Origin of the sequence: Azotobacter chroococcum (assembly GCF_002220155.1) — a bacterium.
Lineage (GTDB): Bacteria > Pseudomonadota > Gammaproteobacteria > Pseudomonadales > Pseudomonadaceae > Azotobacter > Azotobacter chroococcum.
The window spans coordinates 294,236-310,374 of sequence record NZ_CP011835.1; the positions used below are offsets into that span (position 1 = coordinate 294,236).

The window sequence follows — 16,139 nt, forward strand, 5'->3', positions numbered from 1 at the left end:
GGCAGGTCGGGGGATGGCGTCATTGCGGCCACTGCTGCAGCAGGATGGAGACGAACTTGTCCGCCGCCGGCGACAGCGAGGCGCCGCGGCGGCGAACCAGGCCCAGGCTGCGGTTCACCACCGGCTCGATCAGCGGGACGCTGACCAGCGTCGGGTGATCCGCGGCGGGCATGGCCAGGCTGGGGACGGCGGAAACACCCAATCCGGCCTCGACCATGCCGAGCGAGGTCGACAGGTGCTGGACCTCGTAAAACCACTTGGGCCGCCAGCTCAGGCCCGCCAGGGCATGGTCGAGCAGCATGCGGTTGCCGCTCAGGCGGCCTACGCCGATCAGGCGGTAGTCGGCCAGTTCGGCCCAGCGCACCGCCTCGCGGCTCGCCAACGGGTGGTCGCGGCGGCAGGCCAGGACGAAGGGCTCGTTGACCAGGGAGAGGAATTCGATGTCGGGATGCTGCCCGCTCATCATGTTGATGCCGAAGTCGGCCTCGCCGCGCAGGACGGCTTCGAGCCCCTCGTTGGCGCTGAGATCGAGCAGCCGGATGCGGATCTTCGGGTACTGCTCGTTGTACAGGCGAATGACCGAGGGCAGGAAGTAGAACGCCGCGGTGGGAATGCAGGCCAGGGTGACCTGGCCGGTCTGGCGCTCGGCGAGTTCGCGGATGCTCATGATCGAGTCCTCGAGATCGTCCAGCACGCGCCTCGCCTTGGGTAGGAAGTCGCGTCCCACGCTGGTCAGGCTGACTCGCCGGGTGGTGCGATCGAGCAGCGGAGTGCCCAGCCCCTGCTCGAGTTTCTTGATCCGTCGCGTCAGTGCTGGCTGGGATAGATGAAGGGTTTCGGCGGCTTCGTGAAAACTCCCTAATTCGGCGATTTTCACGAAAGATTTAATGTCTTGGAGATCGTATTCCATGGTTTTCCGGTACTCCTGCGGCGCTGGTGCCGCTGTGGCCTGTTGCCAGTTTAGATAACTAAATCGGAATAATAACTCTGATATTTGCATTGGAAACATTTTTGTTTCCGTGTGAATCTCCTGCCAAAAGCATCAATGACTGAGATTGATAAACAGGAGTTAGTAATTATGCAGCGTATCCCTTGCGTGCTGATGCGGGGCGGCACTTCCAAAGGTCCGGTGTTTCTGGCCAGCGATCTGCCCGGCTCGACCCTGGAGCGCGACGAGCTGCTGCTGGCGATCATGGGCTCCGGCCATGAGCTGGAAATCGACGGTATCGGCGGCGGCAGTCCGCAGACCAGCAAGGTCGCCATCGTCAGTCCCTCCGCGCATCCCGACGCCGACGTGGATTACCTGTTCGTCCAGGTGATGGTGTCCCAGCGCCGCGTGGATACCGCACCCAACTGCGGCAACATGCTCTGCGCCGTCGGCCCCTTCGCCATCGAGCAGGGGCTCGTCCCGGTCAGTGGCGCGGTGACCCGGGTGCGCATTCGCAACCTGAACACCAATACCTTCGTCGATTCGGAAGTGCAGACGCCCGACGGCAAGGTCCGCTACGAAGGTGACACCGCCATCGACGGCGTGCCCGGCACCGCGGCGCCGATCAAGCTGACCTTCCTCGACGCCGCGGGCAGCAAGACCGGCAAGCTGTTCCCTACCGGGCAGGTGCTCGACTGGTTCGACGACATCCCGGTGACTTGCATCGACATGGCTATGCCCATGCTGATCGTCGAGGCCAGCCGGCTGGGCAAGCGCGGCGACGAAAGCCCCGCCGAACTGGATGCCGACCAGGATTTCCTGCGCCGTCTGGAGGCCCTGCGCTTGCGTGCCGGCATGGCCATGGGGCTGGGCGATGTGAGCGACAAGGTGATTCCCAAGCCGGTGCTGGTTTCGACGCCCAGGGCCGGTGGCACCCTGCAGGTCCGCTATTTCATGCCGAGCAACTGCCACCGCTCGCTGGCCATCACCGGCTCGATCGGGTTGGCGACTGCCTGTGTCAGCGAGGGCAGCGTGATCTCCCGGATGTTCGGCGAGCGTTTGCCGCGTGATCTGGAGCAGGTGCGCCTGGAACACCCGAGTGGTGCCATCGAGGTCGCGCTGGCGCGTACCGGCGCCGATGGCAAGACCATCCGCGCCGCGGTGATCCGTACCGCGCGCCGGCTGTTCTCCGGCGAAGTCTACGTGCCCGCCGTGCAGCGGCTCGCCGGTTGAGAGGAGGCCTTGAACCACGCAGGCGAACCGCCTGCGTATAGGAGCCATTCGAACAGCCGGCCTGGCAGCGGGATAGCTGCACCACCCGGCAGGAAAGGGAGTTTCCGCATGCGTATTGCGCAAATATCGACCAGGAACGATTCAACCAACAACTACAAGAGAATCCGCTTATGCTCGCCCTGCTCGGTCTCGCGATGGTGGTCGTATTCACCGTCCTGATCATGACCAAACGTTTGTCCCCCATCGTTGCCCTGACCGTGGTGCCCATCGTCTTCGCCCTGTTCGGCGGTTTCGGCGACGGCCTCGGCAAGATGATGCTGGACGGCCTCAAGATGGTGGCGCCCTCGGCCGCGCTGCTGCTGTTCGCCATCCTGTTCTTCGGCATCCTCATCGATGCCGGGCTGTTCGACCCGCTGATCCGCCGCATCCTCAAGGTGGTCAACGGCGATCCGGTGAAGATCGCCATGGGCACCGCGCTGCTCTCGCTGCTGGTCGCCCTGGATGGCGACGGCACCACCACCTACATGATCACCTGCGCCGCCATGCTGCCGCTGTACAAGCGTATCGGCATGAACCCGATGATTCTGGCGATCCTCGCCATGCTGTCCTTGAGCATCATGAGCGGCATGTCGCCCTGGGGCGGTCCGGCCACCCGGGCCATCGCCGTGCTCGGCCTGGATGCCGGCGAGTTCTTCGTACCGCTGCTGCCAACCGTCATCGGCGGGGCCGCCTGGGTGGTGTTCACCGCCTGGATGCTTGGCCGCGGCGAACGCAAGCGGGTCGGCAGCGTCGTCCTGCAGTCCGGCGGCAGCAACTGCTACATCGAAGAGATTCTCGGCGACAGCACCCACAAGCGGCCCCGCCTGGCCTGGTTGAACCTGCTGCTGGTGGCTGCGGTGATGGTGGCTCTGGTGATGGGCGTGATGCACTCGGCCGTGCTGTTCCTGATCGGTTTCGTGGTCGCGCTGATGATCAACTATCCCCATCTGGAACAGCAGAAGGAACGGGTCCTCGCCCATGCCGGCAACGCCATGACCGTGGTGCTGCTGGTGTTCTCCGCCGGGGTGTTCGCCGGCATCTTCTCCGGCACCAAGATGGTCGATGCCCTGGCCCAGGGGCTGGTGGACATGATTCCGCCGGAGTGGGGGGCGCTGTTCCCGCTGGTGGTGGCGATCACCAGCATGCCGCTGACCTTCGTGCTCTCCAACGACGCTTACTACTTCGGCGTGGTGCCGATCCTCGCCAATGCCGCGGCGGCCTATGGCATCGACTCGCTGGAGATCGCCCGCGCCTCGGTGCTCGGCCAGCCGGTGCACCTGATGAGCCCGCTGGTGGCCTCGACCCTGCTGCTGGTGGGCATGGTCGACCGCGACATCGGCGAGTTCCAGAAGGCCACCTTCAAGTGGGCAGTTCTCACCTCGCTGGTGATCACCGCCCTGGCCCTGGTCACCGGAGCCCTGACCTTCATCGCCTGACCCTAAGCGGCCGGATGCCCCCGGCCGCTCAACCTGCAACGCAAGGATTCCCTTATGGACTGGCTGATCAACCCGGAGATCTGGGTTGCCTTCTTCACCCTGACCGCGCTGGAGATCGTGCTCGGCATCGACAACATCATCATGATCTCCATCCTCGTCGGCCGCATGCCGAAGGAGATGCAGGCCCGCACCCGGCTGTTCGGCCTGGCGCTGGCGATGGTCACCCGGATTCTCCTGCTGCTGTCGATCTCCTGGGTCATGGGCCTGACCGTCGACCTCTTCCACGTCTTCGGCCAGGGCATTTCCGGACGCGACCTGATCCTGTTCTTCGGCGGCCTGTTTCTGCTGTGGAAGAGCAGCACCGAGATCTACCACGGCCTGGAAGGCGAGGACGAGACCAACGAGACGCCCAAGGGCGGCGGCCAGTTCATCGGCACCATCGTCCAGATCGCCATCATCGACATCGTGTTCTCCCTGGACTCGGTGATCACCGCAGTCGGCATGGTTTCCCACGTGCCGGTGATGGTCGCCGCGATCATCGTCGCCGTGCTGGTGATGATGGCCGCCTCCGGCACCATCAGCGAGTTCATCGACAAGCACCCGAGCCTCAAGCTGCTGGCCCTGTCGTTCCTCATCGTGGTCGGCACCGTGCTGATCGCCGAGAGCTTCGAGGTGCACGTGCCCAAGGGCTACGTCTACTTCGCCATGGCCTTCTCGCTGGCGGTGGAAGCGCTGAACATCCGCATGCGCCGTCCGCGCGCAGAACCGGTGCACCTGAGCCGGGACATCCCCGGCCAGTAGGCCGCCCTCCCGGACCCATCGTTGCCCGATCCATCCGTGCGCCCGACAGTCGGGGCGCACGGCAACCCGTACCTACCGCACAAGAATAATAGGTAGTCCCATGCACAAGCGTTTCACCTGCGGCCTGACCCTGTCCTGTCTGAGTCTGTTGCCCGCCGGCTATGCCAGCTCGCAAGGTTTCTTCGAGGATAGCAAGGCTTCGCTCAATCTGCGCAACTTCTATATCAACCAGGACGTCCGCAACGAGGACCGTGGCGGGGTGGAGGAGTGGGGCCAGGCCTTCGTCCTCGACTACAAGTCCGGCTTCACCGAGGGGCCGGTCGGCTTCGGCCTCGATCTGCTGGGCCAGTACGCGCTCCGCCTGGACGCCGGCGGCGATGCGGACAAGCCGATCAGCGAGATCGACCGCCGCCCGGGCTCGGTCTTCCCGCTGGAAAGCAACGGCAAGGCGAGGCGCGACTTCAGCCGGCTCGGGGTGACTGCCAAGCTGCGCTTCTCCAAGACCGTGGCGCACGTCGGCACTCTGCTGCCCAAGCTGCCGGTGGTGAGTTACAGCGACGGGCGCCTGTTGCCGCAGACCTTCGAGGGCGCGCAGGTCACCTCCAACGAGATCAAGGACCTGACCCTGATCGCCGGCAAGCTGGAGCACTCCACGGACCGCAACTCCAGCAACAGCGACAGCCTGTCCATCGCCGGCGCCAACAGCGGCAGCAAGGCCCAGTTCAACAACGAGTTCTACTACGGCGGCGCCGACTACAAGGTCAACAAGGACCTGCTGCTGCAGTACTACTACGGCAACCTGCGTGATTTCTACAAACAGCACTTCCTCGGCCTGGTGCACAACTGGGCACTGCCGGTCGGTTCGCTGAAGACCGACCTGCGCTACTTCGACAGCGATTCCGACGGCGAAAACTCCAGTGCTTCCGGTCGGGCCGAGGGCTACGTCAGCAGCGGCTACTGGGGCGCCGGCTCGTCCAGCCAAGGCGAGGTCGACAACCGTCTGTGGAGCGCCCTGTTCACCTACAGCCTGGATGGCCATGCGCTGAGCCTTGGCTACCAGAAAATCACCGGCAACAGCGATTTTCCCCATATCAACCAGGGCAATGGGCGCGTGCCCTACCTGATCACCAATGCGCAGATGGGCAAGTTCACCAGCGCCGGGGAGAACACCTGGGTGGCCGGCTACGCCTACGACTTCGCCAAGGCCGGCATTCCGGGACTGAAGGCCAGCCTGATGTACTACAGCGGCGACGACATCGACGCCGCCGGCAGCGACCGCCGCGAGTGGGAGCGCGACATGCGGGTCGACTACACGGTGCAGTCGGGCCTGTTCAAGGGCGTCGGCCTCACCTGGCGCAACGCCATGTGGCGCGGCAACGACGTGGGGCAGCGGGACCAGGACGAGAACCGTCTGATCGTCAACTACAGCATTCCCCTGCTTTGAAAGGAGGAGGCAGAGGCCTTTTCCGACAATGGTAAGGTTGCTGCTGCCGTTGGGGCGGACACACCGACGTTGCCCCGGCAATACAGACCTGCCTGGTCTTTCGACCTGCGGATCGCATCCACCGTGACGGATGCGATCCGCTTCTTGCTCAAGGCCGTCATGTGACCATCAAATTTCCCCCCGTCCCGGCAGGCCTGCTTGCCCGCTGCAAACCCTGGATTCTCAGCCCGCTGGCCGGTGCTCTCGGCGGCGGCCTCGCCCAACTGCTCGGCTGGCCGCTGCCCTGGATGATCGGCGCGCTGCTCGGCGTCGCGGCGCTGCGCTGCCTGGGCTGCCTGACCCTCCCCATGCCCCATGGCATCAAGGTCGGCCAGTGGATCATAGCCACCGGGATCGGCCTGCACTTCAACCCGGCAGTGCTCGAGCAGATCCTCGCCCACCTCGGCCTGGTGCTGGTCGGCACCTTGCTGACCGTGCTCACCTGCGTCATTGGCATCGTCCTGCACCGGCGTCACGGGGAAAGCTTCGCCACCGCCTACTTCGCCAGCATGCCCGGCGGCGCCAGCGAGATGGTCAACCTGGGCCGGCCGCATGGCGCCGAACTGCAGCACGTGGCCGCCAGCCACAGCCTGCGCATGATGCTGGTGCTGGTGGGCATCCCTGCCATCTACACCTGGCTGTTCGCCGGCGGGCAGGCGGCTACCATCACCCAGCCCGGCCCCGATGCCGGCTGGCTGGCTCTGCTGTTCGCCCTCGGCGGTCTGGTCGCGCTGGTCTTCCAGCGCTGGCGTTTCCCCAACGCCTGGCAACTCGGCGCCCTGCTGGTCAGCGGCCTGTTCAGCGTCGCCTTCGACCTGCACATCGGCCTGCCGGACGGCGCCGGCGAAGTCGGCCAGTGGCTGCTGGGCAGCAGCCTGGGCTGCCATTTCGAGCGCTCGTTCTTCCGTCGTGCCCCGGCGTTCATGCTGCGCACCCTGCTGGCGACGGTCGCGGCAGTCCTGCTCGCGGTGCCCATCGCGCTGCTGATGAGCTGGGGTTCGGGCCTGGACGCGCGGACGCTGGTGCTCGGCATGGTGCCCGGCGGCATTGCCGAGATGAGCCTCACCGCCGAGGCGCTGGGCCTGGTGGTGCCGCTGGTCACCGCGATGCAGGTGCTGCGCCTGCTGCTGGTGCTGTTCCTGGCGAGGCCGGTGTTCCGCTTCTGGAGCGGACGCGTCATGCAAGAGGGGGACGCGGGTTAGCGTCTGACCGGCTGGCAGCGGGGGAGAGCAAGCCTCAAGCGCTGTGGCGGAGACCGAGCCGGACGATCCGGGCTGCGCGGACGCCGCCTCGGCCATTTCCGAACACGACAGGCGGAAATCCGCCATGCTGCGCTGCGCTTTTGGCGGAGCTTCGCCGATCCCCGCCCGCCTGCCAGTGCCGCGTTCCTTTGAATGTCCCGCCGCCGGTGCGCCGCGAAAGCCAGGCAGAGCCGCTCTGCGGCGTGGCTTTCCGGGGTCCATCCGGGGCGCACCGGCGGCCGGCGCAAGCGGTACGGCATGCCGGTTGCTGTGGACTCGTCCAGCGAGCACACCCTGACCGACTGCCGTCTCGCCGAAGCCGCGACCGACGGCTCGGCCTTGGCGGCCTGGTCATCACGACGAACGAAAAACAATAAGGAAACGTTCATGTCCGGCCAGACCGCCCAAGCATCCCGCCTGCACTCCGGCCATTGGTGTCGCCATTCCCCGTCGCGGCCGCCCCAAGGCTGCGTCCTTTTCTGCCTCCCCAACGCTCCGTCCGCAACGGGCTGCTGATCCGGGCTGCCTGCCGGCCGGATGCCGGGCCGATGTGCCGAAGGGCACCGGCGCACGGCATCCGCCGGCGCAGGCCATTGCCCGATGCGGCCGGAGCGTCGGGGAAAACCCGCGTGCGGTAGCGGTTTCCCCATGACAACAAGAAGCACCGCGCATCATCCATCCAGGAGACGAAAACAACATGCACAAGACGCTACTCGCCCAGGGCGTGGCCCTGTCCGCGCTGGGTGCGGCACTGGCCGTTCCCTCCGTTGCCCAGGCGGAGTTCATCAAGGACAGCAAGGCGACGCTGAGCTTCAAGAACTTCTACATCAACCAAGACGTCCGCAACCAGGATGCGCCGCGCTCGGAGGAGTGGGGCCAGGGCCTCTTCCTCGACTTCAAGTCCGGCTTCACCGAAGGCCCGGTCGGCTTCGGCCTCGACGTGATGGCGATGCACGCCATCCGCCTGGACGGCGGTGGCCGCGCCGGCAAGGCGGACATCGAACGGACTCCGGGAGGCATGTTCCCGCTGGAAAGCAACGGCAAGGCCAAGACCGACTTCGGCCGGGTCGGCGTGACCGGCAAGATGCGCTTCTCCAAGACCGAAGCCCGCCTCGGCACCCTGATGCCGAAGATGCCGGTGCTGACCTACAACGACGGCCGCCTGCTGCCGCAGATGTTCCACGGCGCGCAGGTCACTTCCAACGAGATCAAGGACCTGAGCCTGACCGCGGGCAAGATCGAGCACTCCACCGAGCGCAACTCCAGCGACAACCACGGCCTGTCCATCGGCGGCGCCAACAGCGGCCCCAATGCCCAGTTCAGCAACGAGTTCTACTTCGGCGGCGCCGACTACAAGCCCACCAAGGACCTGCTGCTGCAGTACTACTACGGCAACCTGCGCGACTTCTACAAACAGCACTTCTTCGGCCTGGTGCACGACTGGAAACTGCCGGTCGGCGCGCTGAAGTCCGACCTGCGCTACTTCTACAGCGACTCCGACGGCAAGAACGAGAGTTCCTCCGGACGTGCCGAGGGCTACCGGAGCAGCGGCGCCAACGGCAGCAGCGGCGAGGTCGACAACAACCTGTGGAGCGCGATGTTCACCTACAGCCTGGCCGGCCACGCGCTGAGCGCCGGCTACCAGAAGGTCACCGGCAACAGCGACTTCCCGCACATCAACCTGGGGACCGGGCGCACCCTGCACCTGATCACCAACGGCCAGATCGGCAAGTTCGCCAGCGCCGGCGAGAATACCTGGGTGGTCGGGCATACCTACGACTTCGCGGCGATCGGCGTGCCGGGCCTGAAGACCAAGCTGATCTACTTCAGCGGCGACGACATCGATGCTGCCGGCAGCGACAACAAGGAGTGGGAGCGCAACTTCCGCGTCGACTACACGGTGCAGAACGGTCTGCTCAAGGGCGTCGGCCTGTCCTGGCTCAACGCCGCGACCCGTGGCAACGACGGCCGCGACCTGGACGAGAACCGCCTGGTCGTCAGCTACAGCCTGCCGCTGTTCTGACGCTCGCCGGACTGGCGCCGCAGGGACGCGGCACCAGCCAGCCTGCCGGGCGGATTTCCCAGCGCAGCGGCTGGCCGCTGCCAGACTGGAAGAACCCGTCGCCGGGTGCAAGCGCCCGCTAGAGATGCCTGCCGGCGGGCCCCACGACTGTGGGAACCCCGTGCATCCTTCCGCCAGGAGGTAGAACGACGATGTACCAGACGCCCGTCACCCGCAGCGCCGCCCTGTCCACCCTGGGGGTGGCGCTGGCCATGCCTTCCGTCGCCCAGGCCGAGTTCGTCGAGGACGGCAAGCTCACGCTGAACTTCAAGAACTTCTACATCAACCAGGACACCCGCAACGAGGACCGACCGCGTTCGGAGGAATGGGGCCAGGGCTTCTTCCTCGACTACAAGTCGGGCTTCAGCGAAGGGACGCTCGGCTTCGGCCTGGACGTGCTGGCCATGCACGCCATCCGCCTGGACGGCGGCGGCCGCGAGGGCAAGCCGGGCATCGAGCGCACCCCGGGCACCGTGTTTCCGCTGGAGAGCAACGGCAAGGCGAAGACCGACTTCGGCCGGCTCGCCGTCACCGGCAAGCTGCGTATCTCCGGGACCGAGGCGCGGCTCGGCACCCTGATGCCCAAGCTGCCGGTGGTCACCTACAACGACGGCCGCCTGCTGCCGCAACTGTTCCACGGCGGGCAGATCACCTCCAGCGAGATCGACGACCTGACCCTGATCGCCGGCAAGATCGAGCACTCCACCGACCGCAACTCCAGCGACAGCTTCCCGCTCTCCATCTCCGGCGCCAACAGCGGCCCCAACGCCCAGTTCAGCAACGAGTTCTACTACGGCGGCGCCGACTACAAGGTCGGCAAGGACCTCTTGCTGCAGTACTACTACGGCAGCCTGGACGACTTCTACGAGCAGCACTTCCTCGGCCTGATCCACACCTGGGCGCTGCCGGTGGGGTCGCTGAAGACCGACCTGCGCTTCTTCGCCAGCGACGCCGACGGCAAGAACGAAAGCACCTCCGGGCGCGCCGAGGGCTACGTCAGCAGCGGCTACTGGAGCGCCGGCGCGTCCAGCCGCGGCGAGGTCGACAACCACCTGTGGAGCGCCCAGTTCACCTATACCCTGGGCGGCCACGAAGTGAAGGCCGGCTACCAGAAGATCAGCGGCAACAGCGACTTCCCGCACCTGTTCAAGGGCAGCGGGCGCACCCTGTACCTGATCACCGACGCGCAGATCCACAAGTTCACCAGCGCCGGCGAGAACACCTGGGTGACCGGCTACGCCTACGACTTCGGCAAGCTCGGCATCGCCGGCCTGAAGGCCAGCCTGGTCTACTGGAGCGGCGACGACATCGACGCTGCCGGCAGCGACAACCGGGAGTGGGAACGCAACTTCCGCATCGATTACGTGGTGCCGGAAGGCACCTTCAAGGGCCTCGGCCTGACCTGGCGCAACGCCGCGCTGCGCGGCAACGACACCCGCGACCTGGACGAGAATCGCCTGATCGTCAGCTACAGCCTGCCGCTGTTCTGACAGCGCCGGGTCGGAACCGCGGGGGCGCTGTTCCGACCGGGAGGCGGGACAGGCCGATGAGCCGGTGCCCGCCTCGCATCGGCCGGCTCACCGGCCCGTCCTGGCATATTCTCAAGACAGGGAACGACAACAAGGCCTGGAGTATCCGACCATGAACACCCTGCCTGGACTGAATTTCTTCCTCGGCGAGGAGATCGACATGCTGCGCGACTCGGTGGCCGGCTTCGCCGCCCGGGAGATCGCCCCGCGCGCCGCCGAAGCCGACCGCACCGACCAGTTCCCCATGGACCTGTGGGGCAAGTTCGGCGAGCTGGGCCTGCTCGGCCTGACCGTCGCCGAAGAGTACGGCGGCGCCGGCATGGGCTATCTGGCGCACATGATCGCCATGGAGGAGCTGTCCCGCGCCTCGGGGTCGATCGCCCTGTCCTACGGCGCGCACTCCAACCTCTGCGTCAACCAGATCCACCGCAACGGCACGCCGGCGCAGAAGGAACGCTTCCTGCCCCGGCTGATCTCCGGCGAGCACATCGGCGCCCTGGCGATGAGCGAGCCCAACGCCGGCTCCGACGTGGTGTCCATGCAGTTGCGCGCCGACCGCAAGGGCGACCGCTATGTGCTCAACGGCACCAAGATGTGGATCACCAACGGCCCGGACTGCGACGTGCTGGTGGTCTACGCCAAGACCGACCCGGCCGCCGGCGCGCGCGGCATCACCGCCTTCATCCTGGAGACGGACAGCCCCGGCTTCTCGGTGGCGCAGAAGCTCGACAAGCTCGGCATGCGCGGCTCGCACACCGGCGAGCTGGTGTTCCGCGACGTGGAGATCCCCGCGGAGAATGTGCTTGGCCAGGTCAATGAAGGCGTCAAGGTGCTGATGAGCGGCCTGGACTACGAGCGCGCCGTGCTCGCCGGCGGGCCGCTGGGCCTGATGCAGGCGGCGATGGACGTGGTGGTGCCCTACATCCACGACCGCCGGCAGTTCGGTCAGAGCATCGGCGAGTTCCAGCTGATCCAGGCCAAGGTCGCCGACATGTACACCACCCTGCAGGCCTGTCGCGCCTACCTCTACGCGGTCGGCCGGCAGCTCGACGCGCTGGGCTCCGGGCACGTGCGCCAGGTGCGCAAGGACTGCGCCGGGGTGATCCTCTACTGCGCCGAGAAGGCCACCTGGCTGGCCGGCGAGGCGATCCAGATCCTCGGCGGCAACGGCTACGTCAACGACTACCCGACCGGGCGGCTGTGGCGCGACGCCAAGCTCTACGAGATCGGCGCCGGCACCAGCGAGATCCGCCGCATGCTGATCGGCCGCGAGCTGTTCGACGAGACGCGCTGAGAACCCTTGATGGTGCCCACGCTCCCGCGTGGGCACCCCCGGACGGACGCTCGGCGTCCCCAGGCGGCGCTCCCACGCAGGAGCGTGGGAGCGATCAGAACGGCATCAGGGAGTTAGCCCATGGCCATCCTGCACACCCAGCTCAACCCCCGTTCGCCGGAGTTCGCCGCCAACGGCGCGGCCATGCGCGAACAGGTCGACCAGTTGCACGCCCTGCTCGGGCGCATCCGTGAGGGCGGCGGCGCCAGGGCCCAGGAGCGCCACGCCGCGCGCGGCAAGCTGCTGCCGCGCCAGCGCATCGACCGCCTGCTCGATCCCGGCTCGCCGTTTCTCGAGATCGGCCAGCTCGCCGCCTTCGAGGTCTACGACGAGGAGGTGCCGGCCGCCGGGGTGATCGCCGGCATCGGCCGCATCGAGGGCGTCGAGTGCATGGTCATCGCCAACGACGCCACGGTGAAGGGCGGCACCTACTACCCGCTGACGGTGAAGAAGCACCTGCGCGCCCAGGCCATCGCCCGCGAGAACCGCCTGCCCTGTATTTATCTGGTGGATTCCGGCGGCGCCAACCTGCCGCGCCAGGACGAGGTGTTCCCCGACCGCGAGCACTTCGGGCGGATCTTCTTCAACCAGGCGAGCATGAGCGCCGCCGGCATCCCGCAGATCGCCGTGGTGATGGGCTCGTGCACCGCCGGCGGCGCCTACGTGCCGGCGATGTCCGACGAGACCATCATGGTGCGCGAGCAGGCGACCATCTTCCTCGCCGGCCCGCCGCTGGTGAAGGCCGCCACCGGCGAAGTGGTCAGCGCCGAGGAACTGGGCGGCGCCGACGTGCACTGCAGGACCTCGGGGGTGGCCGACCACTACGCCGAGAGCGACGAGCACGCCCTGGCGATCGCCCGGCGCTGCGTGGCCAACCTCAACTGGCGCAAGCTCGGCCGGCTGCAGAGCCGCGCGCCGCGGGCGCCGCGCTACCCGGCCGAGGAGCTGTACGGGGTGATCCCGAGCGACGCCCGGCAGCCGTTCGATGTGCGCGAGCTGATCGCCCGCCTGGTCGACGACAGCGAGTTCGACGAGTTCAAGGCGCTGTTCGGCCCTACCCTGGTCTGCGGTTTCGCCCACCTGCACGGCTATCCGATCGCCATCCTCGGCAACAACGGCATCCTGTTCTCGGAGGCCGCGCAAAAAGGTGCGCACTTCATCGAGCTGGCCTGCCAGCGCGGCATTCCGCTGCTGTTCCTGCAGAACATCACCGGCTTCATGGTCGGCCAGAAGTACGAGGCCGGCGGCATCGCCAAGCACGGCGCCAAGCTGGTCACCGCGGTGGCCTGCGCCAGCGTGCCGAAGTTCACCGTGATCGTCGGCGGCAGCTTCGGCGCCGGCAACTACGGCATGTGCGGGCGTGCCTACGACCCGCGTTTTCTGTGGATGTGGCCGAACGCCAGGATCGGCGTGATGGGCGCCCAGCAGGCCGCCGGGGTGCTGGCGCAGGTCAAGCGCGAACAGGCCGGGCGCGCCGGACAGTCCTTCTCCGCCGAGGAGGAAGAAGCGATCCGCCAGCCCATCGTCGAGCGCTACGAGCGCCAGGCGCATGCCTTCTATTCCAGCGCCCGGCTGTGGGACGACGGCGTGATCGACCCGGCGCAGACCCGCGAGGTGCTCGCCCTGGCGCTTTCTGCCAGCTTGAACGCAGCGATTGAGCCGACTCAATTCGGCGTGTTCCGCATGTAGGAGCGAATTCATTCGCGACCCGTGCCTGCGGCGCGGCAATCCGGCGACCAGCAGGGCTGGTCGGTCGCAGATGAATCTGCTCCTACAACGAAGATGCCAGTCTCAGGCGAGAGCAACGACATGACCGACTTCACCACCGTACAACTCGACTTCGACCCGCGCGGCTTCGCCACCCTCTGGCTCGACCGCCCGGAGAAGCACAACGCCTTCGACGCCGCCATGATCAAGGAGCTGATCCTCGCCCTCGACACGCTGAAGGAGCGCCGCGAGCTGCGCTTTCTGCTCCTGCGCGGGCGCGGCAGGCACTTCTGCGCCGGCGCCGATCTGGCCTGGATGCGCGAGGCCGCCGACCTCGACTACGCCGCCAACCTGGCCGACGCCCAGGCCCTGGCCGAGCTGATGTACAACCTTTACCACCTCAAGCTGCCGACCCTGGCCGTGGTGCAGGGCGCGGCCTTCGGCGGGGCGCTGGGGCTGATCGCCTGCTGCGACCTGGCCATCGGCGCCGTTGATGCGCAGTTCGCCCTGTCCGAAGTGCGCATCGGCTTGGCCCCGGCGGTGATCAGTCCCTTCGTGGTGCAGGCTATCGGCGAGCGCGCCGCGCGCCGCTACGCCCTGACCGGCGAGCGCTTCGACGGCGAGCGCGCCCGCGAGCTGGGCCTGCTCGCCGAGTGCTACCCGGCCGCCGAGCTGGATAGCGCACTCGAGCAGTGGATCGCCACCCTGCTGCAGAACGGCCCGCAGGCCATGAAGGCGACCAAGGACCTGTTGCGCGAAGTCGGCAGCGGCGCGCTCAACCCGGCCCTGCGCCGCTACACCGAAAGCGCCATCGCCCGCCTGCGGGTCAGCCCGGAAGGCCAGGAGGGCCTGCGCGCCTTCCTGGAGAAACGTGCCCCCGCCTGGCGACTACAGGAATGAGAGGCTCGCAGCTACTTTTTCCGCCCCAGGCGCCTCTGCAAGTCGGCAGGGGCGATATACAGCACCTTGCGTCCGTCCTTGGTCGCCAGCAGCAGCTTCAGATCGACCAATTGGTTCAGATGGGTACGAGCCGTGTTGTCGGTGATGTCGTAGCTTTTGGCGACTTCGCGCGCGGTGAAGATCCGCCCCGGCTCGCGGGCGGCCTTCTTGATCAGATCCTTCTGAACGAAGCTCAGCAGGTTGCCGAATGGGGTGTTTTCCAGGAGGTGCACGATCTGCTGGAAGTCGTTGCTCTTGGTTTCCAGATAACGACGCAGGTCGTCGAAGGCACGCAGGATGATGTCCAGCTGAAAGTCGATGAAATAGGTCAGATCGTTGTCGTCGGTCTCGCTGTAAAGGTAGGAAAGACCGTAGCCGCCGGGGTCGTCCTTGAGCAGCCTGCTGATGGAGACATAACGGAAAAGCCGATAGTCGCACTTGAGCATGTACCAATAGAACAACGCCCGGGCGGTCCGGCCGTTGCCGTCGCGGAATGGATGCTCATAGCCGATCATGAAGTGCAGGATGATGGCTTTCACCACCGGGGCGATGAAGGTCGAGCCGGCCATCCCCGTGTGGTCGCCGTTGGCGAAGTCGCACAGGGCTTGCAGGCGCTCGGGAAGTACGTGGAACGGAGGGGGCTGATGGGCGATGCCGCCGTCGCCATCATCCACATAGATGTCATCGTCCAAGCGCAGTTCGCCGGGTACTACGGCATTGCCGGTCGTGCTGCGGGTGGCGATGCGGTGGAAGTCGAGCACCTGATCGACGGTCAGCGGCTCATTCCTGACCCGCTCGGCCTCCTTCAGCAGCAGGTAGTTGTTGAGGATCATCCGCTCGTCCTCGTCGGCCGGCTCCCGTTCTTCTTCCAGCATTTTCTTGGCCACCTCCCGGGTTGTGGCCGCTCCTTCCAGCTGGGCGCTGGTGATGGCTTCCTCCATGAGCAGGGCGGAAACCAGGAAATGCTCCTGGATGCCATCCGATGCGGCCTCGCCGGCCACGGCGCCGACATTGCCCCCGGCCGTCCTGACCACCTGGTGCAGCTTGGCCTCCATCGCAGGAGTGATGCAGTAGTGGAAGTCCCGGCCGGCAGCATCCTTGAGTGGGATGGTCTTTTGCTGGAAAGACCGCTGCAGCTTGATCGCCTGCCAGATGTCCGCCGCCTGATCCCGCGGAACCCGCCACTTCAGCTTGTCCCAGTGCAGATAGCGGCCCTTGGCGTCGGTAATGCCGAACTGGCTCAGATAGGGGCCGATCCGGTTGAAATCCAGGGCATCCATGTCGAATGCAGGAGCACGCTCAACTCTTGGTTTGGCCATGTCGTACTCAATTTTCAAAAATTGATTTTTCCGATGGAGGCTTGGCGCATAAGGACAATCGAGAAAGTCTTTTGCTTCTTGGATATGAG

At 66.2% G+C, this 16,139-nt stretch carries 12 protein-coding genes; 10 read left to right on the top strand and 2 right to left on the bottom strand.

Going from position 1 to position 16,139, the window contains the following annotated elements:
• Positions 1–19: 19 nt before the first annotated feature.
• Complete coding sequence (locus tag ACG10_RS01410) at positions 20–910, bottom strand: LysR family transcriptional regulator (protein ID WP_089166837.1); 891 nt, start codon at positions 908–910, stop codon at positions 20–22.
• A 168-nt stretch (positions 911–1,078) separates the two neighbouring features.
• On the opposite strand from ACG10_RS01410, the gene ACG10_RS01415 reads away from it, so the two are divergent.
• From ACG10_RS01415 to ACG10_RS01460, 10 genes are all read left to right on the top strand, one after another.
• Positions 1,079–2,161: a 4-oxalomesaconate tautomerase gene (locus tag ACG10_RS01415; RefSeq protein ID WP_039801124.1), complete on the top strand. Its 1,083-nt coding sequence runs from the start codon at positions 1,079–1,081 to the stop codon at positions 2,159–2,161.
• 170 nt (positions 2,162–2,331) lie between these two features.
• Positions 2,332–3,636: a CitMHS family transporter gene (locus tag ACG10_RS01420; protein WP_089166838.1), complete on the top strand. Its 1,305-nt coding sequence runs from the start codon at positions 2,332–2,334 to the stop codon at positions 3,634–3,636.
• Between the two features lie 54 nt (positions 3,637–3,690).
• Positions 3,691–4,437 (top strand): TerC family protein, encoded by a 747-nt coding sequence (locus ACG10_RS01425; protein WP_039801128.1) that lies wholly within the window; start codon positions 3,691–3,693, stop codon positions 4,435–4,437.
• 100 nt (positions 4,438–4,537) lie between these two features.
• Positions 4,538–5,881, top strand: coding sequence for an OprD family porin (locus ACG10_RS01430; RefSeq protein ID WP_089166839.1), 1,344 nt, complete (start codon positions 4,538–4,540; stop codon positions 5,879–5,881).
• Positions 5,882–6,048: 167 nt separating this feature from the next.
• On the top strand, positions 6,049–7,122 hold the full coding sequence (locus ACG10_RS01435; protein WP_232487240.1) for an AbrB family transcriptional regulator: 1,074 nt from the start codon (positions 6,049–6,051) through the stop codon (positions 7,120–7,122).
• Positions 7,123–7,858: 736 nt separating this feature from the next.
• Positions 7,859–9,184 carry an OprD family porin gene (locus ACG10_RS01440; RefSeq protein WP_089166841.1) on the top strand — a complete coding sequence of 442 codons (1,326 nt, stop codon included), beginning with the start codon at positions 7,859–7,861 and terminating at the stop codon, positions 9,182–9,184.
• 191 nt (positions 9,185–9,375) lie between these two features.
• On the top strand, positions 9,376–10,713 hold the full coding sequence (locus ACG10_RS01445; RefSeq protein WP_089166842.1) for an OprD family porin: 1,338 nt from the start codon (positions 9,376–9,378) through the stop codon (positions 10,711–10,713).
• Between the two features lie 151 nt (positions 10,714–10,864).
• Positions 10,865–12,046 carry an isovaleryl-CoA dehydrogenase gene (locus tag ACG10_RS01450; protein WP_089166843.1) on the top strand — a complete coding sequence of 394 codons (1,182 nt, stop codon included), beginning with the start codon at positions 10,865–10,867 and terminating at the stop codon, positions 12,044–12,046.
• A gap of 120 nt (positions 12,047–12,166) precedes the next feature.
• A complete protein-coding gene (locus ACG10_RS01455; RefSeq protein WP_089166844.1) occupies positions 12,167–13,774 on the top strand; it encodes a carboxyl transferase domain-containing protein in 1,608 nt (535 codons plus the stop codon).
• A gap of 120 nt (positions 13,775–13,894) precedes the next feature.
• Positions 13,895–14,692 carry a gamma-carboxygeranoyl-CoA hydratase gene (locus ACG10_RS01460; RefSeq protein ID WP_089166845.1) on the top strand — a complete coding sequence of 266 codons (798 nt, stop codon included), beginning with the start codon at positions 13,895–13,897 and terminating at the stop codon, positions 14,690–14,692.
• Between the two features lie 11 nt (positions 14,693–14,703).
• Here ACG10_RS01460 and ACG10_RS01465 read toward each other — a convergent pair whose 3' ends face one another.
• Positions 14,704–16,068 (bottom strand): Fic family protein, encoded by a 1,365-nt coding sequence (locus ACG10_RS01465; protein ID WP_198318993.1) that lies wholly within the window; start codon positions 16,066–16,068, stop codon positions 14,704–14,706.
• Positions 16,069–16,139: the final 71 nt, after the last annotated feature.

Bases quoted from the DNA above. Each gene is read 5' to 3' on its own strand.
- ACG10_RS01440 (WP_089166841.1), top strand. From the start codon at position 7,859: ATGCACAAGACGCTACTCGCCCAGGGCGTGGCCCTGTCCGCGCTGGGT.
- ACG10_RS01460 (WP_089166845.1), top strand. From the start codon at position 13,895: ATGACCGACTTCACCACCGTACAACTCGACTTCGACCCGCGCGGCTTC.
- ACG10_RS01420 (WP_089166838.1), top strand. From the start codon at position 2,332: ATGCTCGCCCTGCTCGGTCTCGCGATGGTGGTCGTATTCACCGTCCTG.
- ACG10_RS01450 (WP_089166843.1), top strand. From the start codon at position 10,865: ATGAACACCCTGCCTGGACTGAATTTCTTCCTCGGCGAGGAGATCGAC.
- ACG10_RS01410 (WP_089166837.1), bottom strand. From the start codon at position 910: ATGGAATACGATCTCCAAGACATTAAATCTTTCGTGAAAATCGCCGAA.
- ACG10_RS01425 (WP_039801128.1), top strand. From the start codon at position 3,691: ATGGACTGGCTGATCAACCCGGAGATCTGGGTTGCCTTCTTCACCCTG.
- ACG10_RS01415 (WP_039801124.1), top strand. From the start codon at position 1,079: ATGCAGCGTATCCCTTGCGTGCTGATGCGGGGCGGCACTTCCAAAGGT.
- ACG10_RS01430 (WP_089166839.1), top strand. From the start codon at position 4,538: ATGCACAAGCGTTTCACCTGCGGCCTGACCCTGTCCTGTCTGAGTCTG.
- ACG10_RS01455 (WP_089166844.1), top strand. From the start codon at position 12,167: ATGGCCATCCTGCACACCCAGCTCAACCCCCGTTCGCCGGAGTTCGCC.
- ACG10_RS01445 (WP_089166842.1), top strand. From the start codon at position 9,376: ATGTACCAGACGCCCGTCACCCGCAGCGCCGCCCTGTCCACCCTGGGG.